Genomic DNA, 17,303 nt, shown 5'->3' with positions numbered 1-17,303 from the left:
GGAGGGAAAAACGCAATGTCTTGCGAACTTTAAGACCATCACTTCGTCTGAAGGGCTTGATATGAATAAGGAAAAGATGACGCGTCGTGGCCTACTCTCCGGAGCGGGCCAGGCGGCGCTTGGGTTGGGAATGCTGGGAGCACTGGACCTCCAGCCGGTCTACGGGGCGCAGAACGGCCGTGCGGCCCACGACTACGGGGTCGATTTTGGCGAAGAGGCGCTGGTGCCGGGACGCGTCTCCGTTCAGGACAAGCTCAATATCGCCCTGATCGGCTGTGGCGGCCAAGGCATGAGCAACCTCAACACCTTCATGGGCCGCAAGGATATCAATGTCGTTGCTGTCTGCGACCCCGATGCCAAGCGCATGGGCAAGGCCGCGATCACGGTGGACGACAAGCTCGACCAGACAGCGGCACAGATAAAGGACTACCGCAAGGTCCTAGAGCGCAAGGATATCGACCTGGTCATCAACGCCACCCCCGACCACTGGCACGCTCTGGTGGCGATCCATGCCTGCCAGGCGGGCAAGGCGCTCTTCACCGAGAAGCCGATCTCCCACAATATCCTGGAGGGGCGTCAGATGGTCAACCATGCCGCTAAGCACAACAGTGTGGTACAGGTTGGCACCTGGCAGCGCTCGCTCCAGCAGTTTATCGATGCCGTGGCCTATGTCCGCTCCGGCAAGCTGGGCAAGATCAATCTCTGCCGCGCCTGGAAGGTGCAAGACCCCAACGCCGCCGTGATGGGCAAGGAGGCCACCAAGCCCGTGCCCGCCGACCTCGACTACGACATGTGGGTGGGGCCGGCCGCCTTTGTCCCCTACCAGGAGAACCGCTGCCACTACAAGTTCCGCTGGTACTTCAACTTCGCGGGGGGCATGACGGGCGACTGGGGGGTTCACATGATGGACACCATCCTGCTTGGCATGAACAAGACCGACGACTTTGTGATGCCGACCAAGGTCATGAGCCTTGGAGGAAAGTTCTTCACCGGCACCGACGACGACCGCACGACGCCCGATACCCAGATCGCCTTGATTGAGTTTCCGGGGTGGATGCTCCAGTGGGAGGTGCATGTCGGCAATACCAAGACCGGCCCCAACGCACTTGCCGGAAGCGCAACCACTGGTCGCGACCATGGCGCGCTCTTCATTGGGAGCAATGGCAGTGTTCTCGTGGACCGGAGTGGCTGGTCGATCTTCGATGCCGCCGGCAACCCTGTGGAGAAGCCCGCCGCCATCGACACGGGCGAGCGCCTCAATGGCCTCCCCGCCCATGTCGGGCAGCTCGTCGCCGGCACAAAGACCAAGGCGGTGATGCGCTCCAATATCGCCTCCATGTTCAAGACAACCACGGTCTGCCATCTTGCCAACCTTGCCTACCAAGCGCAGAATGTCCTCCACTGGGACGCCGCCAAGGAGATTGTCACCAACGATAAGAAGGCGATGAACAACCTCAGCTACCAGCGCGAGTACCGCAAGGGCTGGACTCTTCCGAAAGCATAACCCTATGAAAAAATCACACCTCTTTACCCTTGTCACGACCCTGGCGCTCGCCGGAGCCGCGCTCGCGCAGGACACCATCCCGCTCCCCGCCGTCCTGCCAAAGCCCAACTTTATCGGAACCCCCTCCGATGCACCCGCAGGCGCCAATGTCGAGAAGCCACTAGGCCGACCGCGCCCCATTCCCCAGGTGCCCAAGGGAACGGTCAACCTCGCGCTCCACAAGAAAGTCACCGCCAGCAAGGCACCCTACGAAGGCTCGCTCGATCTCATCACCGATGGTGTCAAGGACGCCAAGCAGGGCAGTGCGGTCGAGATGTACCCCAAGCTCCAGTGGGTCCAGATCGACCTGGAGGCAGCCTCTGAGCTCTCCTATGTTCTGGTATGGCACTTCCACGAGCAGCCGGTGGTCTTCCGCGATGTGATCGTGCAGGTCTCCAACGATCCCAAGTTCGTGGAGGGGGTGACGACACTCTACAACAACGACGCGGACAATAGCGCCGGTCTTGGTATCGGCAAGGACCGCGAGTACTTCGAGACGAGCGAGGGCCGCCTGATCGCGGCGAATAAAGTAAAGGCGCGCTATGTTCGTCTCTACAGCCGTGGTAGCACCTACACCGACCCGCTCAACCGCTATACCGAGGTCGAGGTCTACGGCCTGCCCAGTAAGTGAGACGCTTCGCCTCAGCCGGTCTCGCACTCTTTCTCCTGGGGCTGGCGCTGCTCTTGCGCCTGCCCCAGCTTGGGAACCGCCCCTTTCACGCCGATGAGGCGGTGCACGCGGTCAAGTTCCGTGAGCTCTGGGAGCACGGTCGCTACCGCTACGACCCCAACGAGTTCCACGGCCCGACCATCTACTACGCCGCCCTCCCCACGGTCGCGGCGAGCGGCCACAAGACCTTTGTCGCGCTGCAGGAAGCCGACCTAAGGCTGGTGATCGCCCTTGTCGGAGCGGCGCTGGTCCCCCTCTTCCTCCTCTTGAGAAAGCCGCTCGGCACCTCGGCCGTGCTCTGGGCGGGGCTCTTTGCCGCGCTCTCACCCGCCCTGGTTTTCTACAGCCGCTACTTCATCCAAGAGGTATTTCTGGTTGTCTTCACCCTGGTCTTTCTGGCATCGGTCACGCTCAAGAAACCCATTGCCGCCGGGATCGCCGCGGGGCTGATGGTGGCCACGAAAGAGACCGCCGTGCTGACATTTTTCGCCGCCGGGGTCGCCTGGCTACTCGTGAGCCGCAAACGGCCTACGCTGGGTAGGTCTTTCTGGCTCGCGCTGGGAGTGGCGATCACGGTGGCTTGTGTGGCTCTGTACGGTTGTTATCGGCCTCTCCCTACCGAGGCGCGTCCCAACCCCTTGCAGTACTTTCAAGCCTACACGCCCTGGCTCCACCGCGCAGCCGGCGAGGAGCTTCATAAGAACCCCTGGTTTGACTATCTGGAGCGCTTCTTCTGGCACCGCCGCGAGGGCGTCCCCCTCTGGAGCGAGAGCCTCATTCTCCTTCTAGGCATTTTCGGAGCGCTCAAGCCCCCGACCACCGCCGAGCGCCCGTTTGTGCGCTTCCTCGCCCTCTTCACGCTCTTTCTCACGGTCGGCTACTCGCTGATTCCCTACAAGACCCCGTGGTGTGCCCTGAACTTCCTGATGCCGCTCACGCTCCTCGCAGGGGTCGGTGTGGCGGGCCTAATTGAGCGAGCCGCCAAGCTCCCTGCCAAGGCCCTCATCACAGGGCTGATCTTGCTTGCAAGCGCTCACCTTGGCTGGCTCTCCTACCAGACCAGCTTTGTGCACTTCGCCAGCAATAAAAATCCCTATGTCTTCTCCCCCACTGTCCCCGATGTCGTCAAGCTCAAGACCCGTATCGAGGACCTCGCCAAGGTGCACCCCGACCATGAGAAGCTGGTCATCAAGGTACTCTCCAAGGACGGCTACTACTGGCCGCTTCCCTGGTACCTCCGCCGCTTCGAGAATATCGGGTACTGGACCCAGCTCCCCGCAGACCCCGATGCCCCCCTCGTGCTGGCGTCGCCGGAGTTCGACGAAGCCCTGACGCCCAAGCTCAAAGACCACATCATGACCGGCTTCTTTGCTCTGCGCCCCGATGCCTCCTATGAGCTATTCGTAAAAATGAACCTCTGGGAGCCGTATCTCAAGCAGCGCGGGCCCGTTGAAGACGAGGAATAGGGTAGGACATCCCCCGGACATCCCCCCGGCGGTACATCCCCCCGGCGGCACCACCGCCGACCCCCTTCGCCACACCCAGAGGGTACCCGCCGCGTTCCGAGGGGCGAAGGGGGTCATATTAGTTTTGGAGGCCCATTTATGGGTCTTGCCGCACCAGCGGGCTGCTTTAGCCGCCCGAACCCGAAATGCCGCCCGAATTTATCCGCCGCCCGACAACAATCCCACCGGGACATCCCACGGGTCGGTGGGGAGCTCGGCGACAATAAAAGGGGCGATTCCCAGAGTGCGGCAATCGGGGCGCAGGCGGGGCAAGAAGCGGTCGTAGTAGCCCCCGCCATAGCCTAAGCGGTAGCCGCGCTGGTCGAGCACAAGCGCGGGGACAAGAACCAGATCAAGGGTGAAAGGATCGGCCTCCGGCTGGTCGGCAGCGGGCTCGCGGATGCCGAAGCGGCTAGTCACCAAGGGGCATGGGTAGGCATGGACTGCCAGTCGCCGCTGGGGGGCGCAGCGGGGCAGGTAGAACTGTGTCTCAGGCAGGGCGGCGACAAGCGACAAGAGATCGATCTCTTCCGCCGTGGCGGCGTAGAGCAGCACGTGCTGGGCGTCCACGAGAGCGGGCAAGAGTGCCCTGTGGAGCTGGGCCGAGAGAGAGGCGCGGTCCAGAGAGCGACGAGCCTCCAGGGCCCAGGTGCGCCACTCAGTCTTGGGGCTTGCGGGCGAGGGGGTGGGCTTGCTCATAGGCCTCCTTCAGGCGGGTGGTGCTCACGTGGGTGTAGACCTGGGTGGTCGAGAGATCGGCGTGGCCAAGGAGCTCCTGGACCACGCGGAGATCGGCACCATGATCCAGCAAGTGGGTCGCAAAGCTATGCCGGAGCGTGTGTGGGGTCACTTTATGGCTCACCGAGACCTGGGTGCAGGCCCGGTCAAAGAGCCGCCGCACCGCCCGATCCGAGAGCCGGTCGCCGAAGCGGTTGAGAAAGAGAGCCGGGGTGGGCTTGCCTTGCGCCAGAGCCGGGCGGGCATCGCTGAGGTAGCGCTCCAGCGCCAGCACCGCGGGCCGTCCCAGCAGACCGATCCGCTCTTTCCCTCCCTTGCCCTGGCGCACCCGTGCCTCGCCCTCGCCACTGGCCTCCAGCGCGAGATCGGCGATATCCAGCCCCACCAGCTCACTGGCGCGTAGCCCGGAGGCGTAGAGTGTCTCCAGGATCGCCCGATCGCGGAGGCCATCGGGCTTGCTGGGGTCGGGGAAGGCCAGGAGCGCGGCGACCGCCTCCTCGGAGAGCGCCTTGGGCAGTGAGCGACCGCGCTTGGGGGTCTGGAGCTCTTGTGCCGGGGAGCTCGCGACAACCTCCTGGCGCTGGAGATAGCGAAAGAACGCGCGGAGCGAGGCGGCCTTGCGTGCCACTGTCGTTCTTGCTAGTTTTCGCTCGGTGGTCAGGGCCGCGATAAAGGTACGCACCTCAGCGGCGGTGAGCGTTTCCAGGGTCTTGCCCTCGCTCTCCTCCATCCAGGCACAGAACTGGCGTAGGTCTTCGGCATAGGCACGGAGAGTGTGGGGCGAGGCGCGGCGAACACGGCGCAGGTGTTCCAGAAATCCATCGCGCAGAGTATCCGAGGAGACCGTCATTTCACTTCCTGTCTTACAAAAAAAATGGGAACTCGGCAAGGTCAAAGAAGGAATCCTTTTGGCACGTGCCGAATCTCTTCCTGGCTGTGACTGGCCAGGGGTTTCCTTACATCCGATGGAACTAGTGAGGGAGGACAAACAGGCGATGGCAATTATGCCACAGAGTCGGACGCGCAGCGTGATCGGGCGTCTGAAAGCACCCGAAGTGCTTGGCTTTCATGACGACGGTCATTCCTATGTTACCCGCTTGACACGCGCGGGACTACTTACCCACGAGGAAGAGATTCGTCTTGCCAATAAGATTGGCAAAGGAGGCCTGGAGGGTTCTCGTGCCCGCTCCACCCTCGTCGAGGCCAACATGCGCCTCGTGGTCTCCATAGCAAAGGCCTACCGGTCGTCGGGGATTCCCTTCGAGGACCTGGTACAAGAGGGAGCTATCGGGCTCATGACCGCGGCCGAGCGCTTCGACCCGGCCCGTGGGTTCCGCTTCTCCACCTACGCCACCCAGTGGATTCGGCAGGCGATTGGGCGCGCCGTGGACAACAAGAGCAAGTCCATCCGCATCCCCGCCCATATCTCCGAGTCGCTCCGCAAGCTAGAGCGAGTCCGCGCCGAGCTCCGCCGTGAGATCGGCCAAGACCCCAGCACCGAGCTCCTCGCCGACCGCGCGGGAATGCCGGTTCGCAAGGTCCTCGCCCTGATGAACACCACCCAGGACCCGATCTCCTTGGACCTGCCGGTCGGGGATGAAGAGAACACCCCGCTGGGTGCGCTCCTCACCGACAAGAACGCCCTCGATCCCCAGGACTACCTCCTGAGCAGCGAGATTCGCACCACCCTCGAAGAGATCCTCAACGACCTCGACGAGCGCGAGCGGATCGTCATGCGCCGGCGGTTTGGCTTCGATGGCGATGAGGGCTGTGTGCTCTCACAGATCGGGGAAGAGCTCTGTATCAGCCGGGAGCGTGTGCGCCAGATCGAGGCACAGGCCCTTCGTAAGCTTCGGATGGAGGCCCGCAAAGGCCGCCTCAAAGACCTATTCCAGGCATAATTTATTTTATTGCAGGGTGCAATCGCATCCAGGCAAAGGGGTGGCCGCAGCCGATGCGCCACCCCTTTGCTTTTTGAGTCCCAAACGCTATGACCGCTGATCTCCATACCCACACCACCGCCTCCGATGGCACCCTCACCCCCACCGAGCTAGTCACCGCCGCGCACCAGTGCGGGCTTGGCCTCCTCGCGGTCACCGACCACGACACCACCGCGGGAGTGGCCGAGGCGCAGGCAGCGGCGCTTGGCTATGGGATGCAGTTTCTCGCCGGAGTCGAGCTCTCCGCCGAGGGCGCACCGGGCAAGTGCCACCTGCTTGGGCTGGGGATCGACCCGCACCATGCCCCCCTTGTGACAACCCTCGCGACCCTCTCGGAGAACCGCCGCCAGCGCAACCTCAAGATTATCGCACGGCTCAATGCCCTGGGAGTTGCGATCACGCTGGAGGAAGTGATTGCGCTGGCACCGCGTGGAGCGAACATTGGGCGACCACATATCGCCGCCGTGCTCCTAGCCAAAGGGGTGGTCACTGACCTGCGGGAGGCCTTTACGCGGTACCTCGCCGACGATGCCGCGGCCTATGTGGAGAAGGCGACCCTCAGCCCTGCGGAGGCGATTGCGCTGGTACACGAAGCAGGCGGGCTGTGCTTTCTCGCGCACCCTGGCCTCTTAAAACTCGCGGCCCACGAGACCCACGAGAGCCGCGTCCGTGCGCTTGCCGCCCTCGGTCTCGACGGGATCGAGGCCTACTACTCGTCGTATAGCCCCGCCGACGAGGCACGGTTTCTTCGCCTTGCAGAGAAGTACCAGCTCCTCGTCACCGGCGGCTCCGATTTCCACGGGGACAACAAGCCCGATGTGCCGCTTGGGATCGTCCGCGATGGAAAACCGCTGGCTAGGACGCTTCTTCCGGGTCCGCTTCTGGCGCGGGCAGTGGGTTAGGCAGCGCCGCACGGGCAGTCCGCGCGGTTGGGTTCTGCGGCTGGAGAGCGAGCGCACGGTCCAGCTCCACGGCTGCCAAGCGGTAGAGCTTCAGCCGAGAGAGGACCCGACCGAGCATGCAGCGCGCCTCCGCACGGTCCGGTGCAAGAGCGACCACCTCGCCCAGCACCCGGCGCGCTCCCGCAAGATCGCCCTGGAGAAAGAGAGCGGTGCCATAGGCCTCAAGGAGCTCCGGATTTTCGGAGTCGTGCTGGGCGGCGATGCGCGTCAGGCGGGTCGCCTCACCCCGGTCCTGGGCGAGCTCTTTATTCCGAGCCAGGGCACTTCCCAGCGCACTGAGGGCCTGGGCATCCTGCAGCTCCAAGAGGTCGATATCCGCCGGGCCGAGCCGCACCGCACCGCGCAGGAGCCGCACCGCCTTTGTGCCGTCTTTGAGAAACCCATCGCAGTACTCGCCGGCCAGGGTCAGCCGCCGCACCCGCTCCAGCCGCCCACGCTCGTCGGTTGGCGCTGCCTTGTCCAGCAGATCGACCGCCCTCGCGACCAGCTCCTGCGCGTGCTCCAGGCTCTCCTCTTGGGAGCGCGTATCGCCGAGGAGATCGTAGGCCCGTGCCAGCACCCCAAAGGCCACAGGGTTCTCCGAGAGCGGCGGTTGCAGGACAGCCTCCTTGAGCCAGGTCGCGACCTTGGTGGCATAGACCGGCGCGACATCGAGCAAGCGCCGGGAGATCGTCAGCACTCCCTCGCCGGCCGGACCTTCAAGGTGCGCAGCCTGCACGAGGAGCTGATCGGCGCGCTCGCTACTCCCCTCGCTCACGCTCAGCTCGGCGAGCCCCTCGTTCCAGTAGGCCCGCGCCTGCTCCCGACGCTCATCGTCGGTCCACAGTGATGCCGTCAGCGGCACCGAGTCACACCCCACCAGCCAGACCACCAGTCCGGTCGCCAGAACCCAAACAGCAGATCGTCGCATACAGCTAGTTCTACGCACCACAGCCTCCAAGTGTTCCCACCGGTTGCGGTGCCCCCGCTTCACAGGGTAGACTTCAAGATTGTGAGCGAACCAACTACAGCCAACCCCACGCTAGAGTCCGACCCTGAGCTTGTCACTCTCCAGCCCAAGATCCACCGCCGCATCCCCGAGTGGCTCACCATCAAGGTGCCCCGCTCCCGGGATATTGGTAAGGTCGAGGACCTCATGCGCTCCCAGCGCCTCGTGACGGTCTGTGAGGAGGCACGCTGCCCCAACCTGGGCGAGTGCTGGACCAAGGGAACCGCGACCTTCATGATCATGGGCGATACCTGCACCCGCTCCTGCCGCTTCTGCGCGGTCAAGACGGGCCGGGGCGCGCCGCTCGATCCCCAAGAGCCCCAGCGCCTCGCCGATGCGGCCCGTGAGCTCCAGCTCAAGCATGTCGTGGTGACCTCGGTGAACCGGGACGAGCTGCTCGACGGCGGCGCGGCGCACTTTGCTGCGGTGATCGCCGCGCTCCGGGAGGCCCTCCCGGAGACCAGTATCGAGGTGCTCACCCCCGATTTTCGTGGCCGACGCTTCGCCATTGAGACGGTCTGTGCCGCCCACCCCGATGTCTTCAACCACAACACCGAGACCGTCCCGCGCCTCTACCGCACGGTCCGCCCCCAGGCCAAGTACGAGCGCTCGATTGACTTCCTCCGCACGGTGAAGGAGACCGCTCCCACCATCTACACCAAGTCAGGGATCATGCTCGGGCTGGGTGAGACCGAAGAGGAGGTCCTTCAGGTGCTCTCGGACTGGAAAGATGCTGGCGTAGATGCCGTGACCCTGGGGCAGTACCTCAAGCCAGGCAAGGGGTACTTGGACGTGGTCGAGTATGTCCACCCGACACGCTTTGAGCACTACAAGGCCCTCGCCGAGGAGATGGGCTTTCTCTATGTCGCCTCCGGCCCCTTCGTGCGCTCGTCGTACAATGCCATCGACTTCCGCCATAAGTATCTGGAGACAGGCATGGCACCGCCGCGACCTGCGACACCGGGCCCGCGCCGCCTAAGCCTCCCTCTGGCGGTGGTGTGATCCTCCTCCGATGAGAGCCCTGGGTGCCGCCACCAATGGGGTGCTAGCCCTTGCCGTGGCGCTCGCGCCGCCGCTTGTCTTCTCCCTCTGGGCCTGGCAGCAGGTCCAAGAGCGCCTCGACAGAGAGCTGGCGCAGAGCAAGCCCCTGATCGAGCAGGAGCTCTCGGAGGTTCTCCAGCGCCCCGTGCACTTCCAGCGGCTCTCTCCCGGCCTCAGTATCGCCACCCTCAAGGACGCACTCACGCGGAAAACCCTCCCGGTCGTGGTTGAGGGGCTGGAGCTGGGATGCCGCCCCGACGAGCAGCGCTGGGCAGGTCAGAGCTGGCTGGCACGCGTGCCCCGCGTGAGCGCCCTCGTCTCCCCAGCGGCGCTTCAGGCAGGGAAGCTCAGTGAACACGGAGTCGCGGAGGTGCGCTTGGAGTCGCCCGAGGTCGTGGTCTACCGCCGCCCCGACGGCCACCTGAGCTTTGAGGACTTCCTGCCCAAGCCCAAGACGCCCCCGGATCCCAAGCAGCCGGCCTTTCAGACAACGATCGGGGTGCATGCAGGCCGTGTCCGAGTCCGCGACTTCGCCAGCCTCCGCGCCCCCGGCCAGGTGGAGGAGAACGCGCTCCAGCGGGTTGATGCAGTCGCGGACCTGACGGGCACCCGGACGATTCGTTTTACGGCGCGTGCCTACCCCGCGGGTCGCACCACCGCGCGGCTCGCGGGCCCCCTTCTGGTCGAGGGCTCGGCACGACGGGGAGAGCCCGGCCCACGCGACGATAGCCCGCGTGCAGACCAGCCCCTCGTCTCCCTGCGCGCCTCCGCCGAGAGTGTCGAGCTTCCCTACTGGGTTAGCTACGCGGTTAAACTTCCGCCACAAGCCGCTCTCACACGGGGACGAGCCAAGGTTCAGGCAAGCCTCGTGCTCCCCCCCGAGAAAAATGCACGTCCCATTGTCCATGCCACGGCCCGCTTCTTCGAGGTCGATGCCCAGCTCCAGCAACCCGTCCGTGTCCCGTTCACCGGTCTGGGGGGAAGCGCAACCTACGACGGCGAGACGCTCGCGGCGGTTGTGGCGGGTAAGGCCCTCGGGGAGCCGTTCACCCTACAGGGAAACCTCCGTGACCTGACCAGCCCCGATCCACAGCTCGCCGCGACCGTGCGTATCCCCCGTGTGCCCCTGCGGCGCGGTCTGGCGCTCCTGCCCAAGCTCGGGCTCCCCCAGAAGCTCGCTCTGGGCGAGACCCTGCAGCTCGAAGGCGCACGGATCACCGGTACCCTAAAGGCCCCACAGGTCCAGGCACGGGTCTCCGGCATCCAAGCGAGCTGGAAGGGTTTTCCCCCGGTCACGGCCGCGGCCAGCCTTGTCTACACCAACCAGGAGCTGCGGGCAACCGAGGTTCGTGCCAACTTCGCAGGTGGTGGGACTCTAGTGGGCCAAGGGAGCTACACACTCAAGAGCCAGCAGGGTGCCTTCGATCTCCACCTCCGCGCGGCTCCGCTGGAGAGTGTCGCCCTCCTGAAGGGGTTAAAAACGCCCCCCCGCGGCCAGCTCTCCGGGGACGTGGTCGGGACGATTCTCCGAGGAAATATCACCGGAGACGGGCTTGTCCAGGTTGCGAATCTGAGCCTTGTGGGTCTGAGCTTCCCCAAAGCGAGCGCCCGCCTCTCCCTCAAGGGCAAGCGCTACCAGCTCCTCGACGGTGCCCTAGCGGGAGAGAGCGGTGCCCTACGCGTGACAGGAAGTGGCGAGCTCGGGGGGGCCATGGCGCTGGAAGGCCAGCTGGTCGCGGCGGATCTCGGGAAGCTCACCCGTTCCTTTGGCCTGCCCGGAGTGGGCGGGACGGTCTCCGCCTCCCTGCAGCTCACCGGGACCGAGGCGGCCCCTTCGCTGCTCCTGCGGGATGTAACCGTCCTCCAGCCGAGCTTTCGCTTTGACAGCCATCTTCTGGTCGCCGAGTCGGCCTTTATCGAGCGCACCACACTGCGGCTCCTCGCCACGGGACAGGTTCGCCTAGAGCTCGACCCCATGCAGCCGCTCCGTGTCTCCCACTCCCCCGCAGTGGCCGAGGTCTATGGCACCATCACGGGCTCCAAAGAGGCGTCCCAGCTCAACCTCGTTGCCCGCGCGGAGAACATCGAGGTCGATGAGATTCTCCAGCAGATCTCCGACGAGCCAGGGAACTTTGCGCCGCTTGGGCTTCAGCACCACCCGACCTACGAGAGCCTCTTAACCGGCATGGAGTGGACCGGTGTCCCCAAGCCCCCGATCAGTGGGTTGGTCCGTAGTGCCCAAGCGACCATCACCGGGGATGCAAAAGAGCCCGTGATCCTTGGGAAAGCAACCCTAGGGCGGTTTCTACTAACCCGGTTCCCACTCGAAGGCGGAACCCTGGCGTTCTCCCGCGACGAGAACCAAGTCCGGGTCCACGATATCCAGCTCAACACCGCCACGGGCGCGGTCTCCGGCGAGATCTCGCTCGCCAAGACCGGAGAGCTCACCGGAAGCGTGGTGGCCCAGAGTATCGACCTGGAAGCGCTCTCATCGCTGGGCGGTCTGGAGGAGAAGCAAGTAGGGATCACCGGGGCGGTCTCGGCGACTCTGACCCTTGCCGGAACCAGTGAGCGGCCCGTGATCACCGCCCAGCTCGCCGAGAAACGCCCCTTGCAGCTTGTGGGGATTCCGGTCACGGAGCTGAAGATCGGAGCCCTGGAGCTCGCTCCTATCCTGGGAGGCCCCGGTCCCGTGGAGGGTATCGTCACGCTCCCCGAGGTAAGCCTGCGCCTAGGCAAGAGCCGGGTGAAGTTCGAGCTCCTCGGCGTGCACTACGACCTCGCGACCCAGCGGGTGACGGGCCGCCTGGCGGTGACCGAGGCGCGGCTCCAGCAGGTTCTCGATGACCTGCGCTCGGCCCACCTCGACGATACCCCGGAGGGGCAAGACTTTATCCAGAGCCTCTACAAAGTTCCCAGTCAGATCGACGGGACTGCGGCTCTCACGGGGACGCTCGGGGCCTCGTTTGCGACCGGCTCTCCCACGGACCTCAGTGCCAACCTGCGCTTGAGCAGTGGCGACCTGGTGTTCCAGGCAGGGACCGAAAAAGAGCCGGTGGTGGTCAAGGGACAGCTCAATGCCCGCGCAACCCTCAACAACGAGCGCCTCTCCCTCGATAGCGCCGAGCTCACTCTCCAAGACCCCCAGAGCGAGGACCCGACTATCGTCCGCCTGCTCGCCCATGCCACGAAAGACCCCAAGACGGGCGAGACAAGCACGAGCAAGAGCTGGCTGAGGCTCCCACAAACCAAGGACGAGAAGCTAGAGTACCACCTTACCCTGGATACCAACGCCATCCCTCTCAACCTCGTGCGTGTCCTCTCCCCCCGGAGCCTCGCCCCCATCCAGGGGAAGGCGGCCGTCACGCTCGCCGCGGATGGCACGGCCGAGACTCCCCATGTCACGGCATCGTTCTATGCGGACAATCTCTTGATCGGGGAGACGGTCGGGCAGGCAGGGGCTGTCAATATCCCGCCTCTGCTGATCGACCTGCTCCGTTTTCAAGTCGAGCTCACGGGAAAGAACGCCCAAGACTGGCAGCTGACGGTCACGGATGGGCGCTTGACCCATGCTAAGGAGGTTGTCACCTTCGATGGCGCTCTCCCCTACGACAACCAGAAGTCCCGTGTCGCGGCGGACCAGCCGATCCAGGCGCACGCGGCAATCGACGATGCCCAGGGGCTGACTCTGGCGACCCTGACCCAGTACTTCCAGACCGCGGGCATCAAGCTGGGCGGGGTCCTGCGAGGGAATATCCAGCTTGCCGGGAGCCTCAACGAGCCGCAGCTCACCGGGAAGCTACGGCTCGACGATGGCACGGTACGCTTCCCCAACCCGATCCAGCGGGGGGCACGCGATGTGATCAACCCGATCCAGCACCTCGCGCTCGCCATGGAGTTTGCGGGGAACGAGATTCGCTTCCCCAAGGCAGAGCTCCAGCTCGCCCAGCTCCCCCCCACAAAGTCTGAGAAGGGCAAGCCACTCCCCACACCGCCCGCCCTAGACTCGCTTCCCAGTGCGGGCAAGCTCTCCCTGGACCCCAGCTCGGTCATTCGGATTGAGAACCTAGAAGACTTCACCCGCCTCTTTGCTCGGAAAGAGACCGACCAAGAAGAGCGCGCACCGGCCCCCAAGCTCCGCGGCGAGTTCGACCTGAAGGCCAGCTTTGAGAACCTCCAGCTCGACACCGAGAATGCCTCCGCCCTCCTGATGAACGAGACCCTGGTGCGCTCGCTGGGTGGGGGCTTAGAGGAGGCCTTCAAGGGGCAGCTCAACGGGCGCTTCCTGGTTCGCGGCCCCCTGCTCACCCCGACTCTGGCCACCGCGACAGGCGGCAACCTCGGGCTCACCGACGTGAGCTTCCGGCTTCCCAAGCGCCAGCTCCCTGAGAGCACCGAAAATGTCGCCCGCGACTTCAACCCCCGCTTTGCCCTGAACCTGGAGACCATCAACCAAGCCCGCCTCACCAAGACCTCGATCTTTGAGTTCCAGGGACTGGGTAACGTGACGATCTCCGGGGACCTGGCCTCCCCCAAGATCGAGGGAGTCCTGAGCCCGACAGGCGGCTACTTCAAGTACCCCCTGGCGACCTTTACCGTCCAGCGTGGCGGGGAGCTGCGCCTGACCTACGCCAAGCGCTACGAGGCACGCCAAGACCGGCTCCAGTTCGATCTGAAGGCACAGGATGTGACCGCATCCGGCAAGATTCTCGTGAGCTCATCGGCGGTGAAGTCGTCGCAGTCCACCCCCACGACCTTCGATCCCGGGCGGCTCAGCAACCAGATCCCCGACGATCTGGCGGGCAAGCGGGTGACGATCACCGCGAGCTTCAATGGCGTTCTTCCGCTCGGTGATGCGCTCTTCCAGGTGGGCAAGTCCCAGGCCAACCCGATCCGCCTCACCGCCTCCGATCCGCGCCTGAGCGAGTACGCGATCTACTCCCTGCTCTTCCCGGTGCAGATGTTCTCCCAGCTCTCGGAGCAAGCCCTGCGCGATGGGGCATCGCTCCTGAGCAACGGCCTCACTAGCTCGCTGCTGACCCCGCTCACCGACCAGTTCAGCAAGCTCTTTGGGCTGGAGAATGTCTCGCTTGACTACGGGCAGGACGGCCTGGCGAACCTGTTCTTTATCCGCCGCCTCCCCGAGCCCTTGGACAAGGTGACCATCGAGGTGCGCCGCTCGTTTCAGACCCGCAGCGGCTCGTCCACCCTCCTCCCACAGCTCTACAGCCTCAACTACGAGATCGGCCAGCTCCGCCGTGGGAGCCGTCTTCAGCTGGGCGCCTCGACCAACGAGCAGCGCGATAGCCAGCTCTTTATTCGAGGCACTCTACGCTACTAATGCACCACTTGTTGCAAAACCCTGAAACGTTTGACAGCCTTTACTGTCTACCCTGGTGTCATTGTGAGTAGTACGGAGCGCCGACCCCGAGAAGGAGATGATCGTCATCTCACTTTCGAGCAGATCCAAAAGAAATACGAGCTCCGTCTCTATAACCTAATCCTACGCATGATCGGTAACGAGAACGTGGAGGATGCAAACGACCTTCTGGTAGATACCTTCACCAATGCCTGGAAAGCCTGGGGAGGCTTCCGCCGCGATGCGCAAGTCTACACCTGGCTCTACCAGATCGCCCGTAACCTCTGCAAGAACTGGTACAAGCAAAAAGGCCGCCAGCGCGAGCGTGAGGGCTACTCGCTCGATGACAACCTAGAGAGCGACTCCGGAGAGCTCACCCACGAGGTCGCCGACTGGCGCAATGCACCAGAGAAGCTCTTGCTGGAGACGGAGTTTGGACAAAAAATCCGTGAGGCGGTCGATGCCCTGCCCATGGAGTATCGGGAAGTGCTGATCCTGGACCTCTGGGAGGACCTTCCCTACGATGAGATCGCAGCCATTTTGGGCCTGTCGGTGCCCGCGGTAAAAACCCGCCTGCACCGGGCCCGCAATAAAGTACGCCAGCGGCTGGAGCCCTACTACCGGGGGTGGCTTGGCCGTCAGGGACAAGGTTAGGAGTTTTTTAGATCATGTGGTTCAAGCTAGGATGTAGTGTCGCCGCACTGAGTGTCGCGGTGGTGGCAAGTGCTCAGGAGAGCCGCCCCATCGCGGAGATTCAGTTCACGGGGCGACAGAAAACCAACGAGACTGTCGCCACACTGGCGGTCAATAAAGTATTTAAGATTGGCTCGCCCTTTGCCTTCAAGGGCCTAGAGGACGCTAAGAAAGCGCTCTTGGACACCGGGCTCTACGCGACAGTCACCGCGCGCTTCGAGGAGCTGCCCGACCGGCGCATTCGCCTCATCTTCAACCTTGCCGAGAACCCGGTGATCGATGTCATCACCTTTACCGGCAACAAGGTCATCAAGAACGATGAGCTCCTCAAGCTGATGGCGACCAAGCCCGGCGAGGTGCTCAACCAGAAGACCCTCTCCAGCGATGTCCTCAAGATCCCCCGCTTCTACCAGAGCCAGGGCTACCGCGCACTCGTGGTGATCGACGAGGTCTCGCTCGACCCCAAGACCCGCACCCTCACGATTCCCATCCTGGAGACCGTGGTCGAGTCGATTGAGGTCACGGGAAATATCAAGACCGCCCGCAGCGTGGTGACACGCGAGCTACGCACCAAGGTGGGCAATCCCTACAACGAGAGCCTGCTCCAAGAGGACCTCTCCCGCCTGATGCGCCTCAATATCTTTGTCGATGCGGTCACCAACGCCGAGCCGGGCAGCGACCTGGACAAGACCAAGGTCACCCTCGCGGTGCAGGAGCAGCGCACGGGCCAGGTGGGGGTCTCGGTGGGCTACTCGGCACGCCAGCGCCTGATTGGAACCGTCAGCCTCAACGAGCAGAACTTCCGGGGCAAGGGCCAGGGGCTCGATCTGCAGTGGTCGGTGGCGGGCGGCATCTCCCGCAACTCCTACGAGCTAGGCTTCACCGAGCCCTGGGTAGACAAGAACAACACCAGCGCCAGCATCAACCTCTACGACCGCCTCGCGTTTCGCTTCAACCGCATTCTCTCGTCGAACCTGACCAATGATACATCGAACAACCAGTACTACGAGGAGCGCAAGGGTGCGGGCTTTAACCTCTCCCGTCCTCTGACCGCGGACCGCTTCACCCGCGCCTTCGCCGGGCTTCGTGCGGAGGGGATCCAGGCCAACAACCTCCAGCAGAACTACGATGCCCTCAGCGACGACGACATTCGCAACCTTCGGGGCTCACTGGTTCAGGACGGGCGCATCTCCGCAGTGACCTTTGGCGTGATCTCCAACCCCACCGACAACGCCCAAGACCCGACCCGTGGCTACTACCTCTCCCCCAGTATCGAGTTTGGGCACAGCCGCTTCAACTACCAGAAGCCCAGCCTCAACCCCAAGTTCGGCCAGACCGGCGAGCCCCGCCTCTTGCTGGAGGACCGGAGCCAGAACGGTGGGTTTGTCAAGTACATCCTCGATGCCCGCCGCTACACGTCCCTCAATGGTGAGCGCTCCAAGGAGAACCTGCGCGAGGGCAAGCGGGTGCTTGCCTCACGCCTCATGGTGGGAACGGCCACGGGCAATATCGCCTTCTCGGAGCAGTTCTTCATGGGCGGCGCCGACAACCTCCGTGGCTTCTTCGATGACCGCTTCTGGGGCAACAACATGTTCCTCTTCTCCAACGAGGTGCGCATCCCGCTGGACAAGACCAACCAGCTTGGGGGCGTGTTCTTTGTCGATGTGGGCCATGCATGGGGCGCTTCCACGGTCAACCAGGAAAATATCGCCGGATTCCAGCAGCAGACCGGCTTCCACCCAAGGACGAGCTTTGGTGTCGGCATCCGTGTCCGCACGCCCGTCGGCCCTGTCCGTCTTGACTACGGCTTCGGGGACGGTGCCGGTCGGAGCCACTTCTCCATTGGCCAGGCATTTTAGTAAAG

General features: G+C 63.9%; 12 protein-coding genes. 9 read left to right on the top strand and 3 right to left on the bottom strand.

What is annotated here, in order from left to right:
* The first annotated feature begins 76 nt into the window (after positions 1-76).
* The 3 genes from HNQ39_RS18390 to HNQ39_RS18380 are packed head-to-tail and all read left to right on the top strand — an operon-like array spanning position 77 to position 3,679.
* Entirely contained in the window at positions 77-1,504 is a 1,428-nt protein-coding gene (locus tag HNQ39_RS18390) for a Gfo/Idh/MocA family protein (protein ID WP_184199822.1), read from the top strand.
* 4 nt (positions 1,505-1,508) lie between these two features.
* Positions 1,509-2,174: a discoidin/SUN/FTP domain-containing protein gene (locus HNQ39_RS18385; RefSeq protein ID WP_184199820.1), complete on the top strand. Its 666-nt coding sequence runs from the start codon at positions 1,509-1,511 to the stop codon at positions 2,172-2,174.
* On the top strand, positions 2,171-3,679 hold the full coding sequence (locus tag HNQ39_RS18380; protein ID WP_184199817.1) for a flippase activity-associated protein Agl23: 1,509 nt from the start codon (positions 2,171-2,173) through the stop codon (positions 3,677-3,679). The genes HNQ39_RS18385 and HNQ39_RS18380 overlap by 4 nt, the downstream gene beginning before the upstream one ends.
* A gap of 198 nt (positions 3,680-3,877) precedes the next feature.
* Here HNQ39_RS18380 and HNQ39_RS18375 read toward each other — a convergent pair whose 3' ends face one another.
* Positions 3,878-4,417: a 5-formyltetrahydrofolate cyclo-ligase gene (locus HNQ39_RS18375; protein ID WP_184199814.1), complete on the bottom strand. Its 540-nt coding sequence runs from the start codon at positions 4,415-4,417 to the stop codon at positions 3,878-3,880.
* Positions 4,377-5,306: a tyrosine recombinase XerC gene (locus HNQ39_RS18370; protein ID WP_184199812.1), complete on the bottom strand. Its 930-nt coding sequence runs from the start codon at positions 5,304-5,306 to the stop codon at positions 4,377-4,379. The genes HNQ39_RS18375 and HNQ39_RS18370 overlap by 41 nt, the downstream gene beginning before the upstream one ends.
* 145 nt (positions 5,307-5,451) lie before the next feature.
* Between HNQ39_RS18370 and HNQ39_RS18365 the strand changes: the two genes are divergently transcribed.
* Positions 5,452-6,357 (top strand): sigma-70 family RNA polymerase sigma factor, encoded by a 906-nt coding sequence (locus tag HNQ39_RS18365; RefSeq protein WP_184199810.1) that lies wholly within the window; start codon positions 5,452-5,454, stop codon positions 6,355-6,357.
* 89 nt (positions 6,358-6,446) lie between these two features.
* Positions 6,447-7,298, top strand: a complete 852-nt coding sequence (locus HNQ39_RS18360) for a PHP domain-containing protein (protein ID WP_184199807.1) — start codon at positions 6,447-6,449, stop codon at positions 7,296-7,298.
* Here the strand turns inward: HNQ39_RS18360 and HNQ39_RS18355 are convergent.
* Entirely contained in the window at positions 7,252-8,268 is a 1,017-nt protein-coding gene (locus HNQ39_RS18355; RefSeq protein ID WP_184199804.1) for a tetratricopeptide repeat protein, read from the bottom strand. The genes HNQ39_RS18360 and HNQ39_RS18355 overlap by 47 nt on opposite strands.
* 78 nt (positions 8,269-8,346) lie before the next feature.
* Here HNQ39_RS18355 and lipA point away from each other — a divergent pair, with 78 nt between their 5' ends.
* The 4 genes from lipA (at position 8,347) to HNQ39_RS18335 (ending at position 17,298) form a co-directional block, all read left to right on the top strand.
* The gene (gene lipA / locus HNQ39_RS18350; RefSeq protein WP_425503579.1) at positions 8,347-9,348 is read left to right on the top strand and encodes a lipoyl synthase; all 1,002 of its coding nucleotides are present in this window, start codon (positions 8,347-8,349) and stop codon (positions 9,346-9,348) included.
* A 10-nt stretch (positions 9,349-9,358) separates the two neighbouring features.
* Complete coding sequence (locus HNQ39_RS18345) at positions 9,359-14,728, top strand: translocation/assembly module TamB domain-containing protein (RefSeq protein ID WP_184199801.1); 5,370 nt, start codon at positions 9,359-9,361, stop codon at positions 14,726-14,728.
* Positions 14,729-14,791: 63 nt separating this feature from the next.
* Positions 14,792-15,400 (top strand): sigma-70 family RNA polymerase sigma factor, encoded by a 609-nt coding sequence (locus HNQ39_RS18340; protein ID WP_343075977.1) that lies wholly within the window; start codon positions 14,792-14,794, stop codon positions 15,398-15,400.
* Between the two features lie 14 nt (positions 15,401-15,414).
* On the top strand, positions 15,415-17,298 hold the full coding sequence (locus HNQ39_RS18335) for a BamA/OMP85 family outer membrane protein (protein WP_184199795.1): 1,884 nt from the start codon (positions 15,415-15,417) through the stop codon (positions 17,296-17,298).
* The last annotated feature ends 5 nt before the right edge of the window (positions 17,299-17,303 follow it).

Source organism: Armatimonas rosea (assembly GCF_014202505.1).
Lineage (GTDB): Bacteria > Armatimonadota > Armatimonadia > Armatimonadales > Armatimonadaceae > Armatimonas > Armatimonas rosea.
Note: the sequence above shows the minus strand (reverse complement) of the source record. Positions and strands in the feature narration are given on the sequence as shown.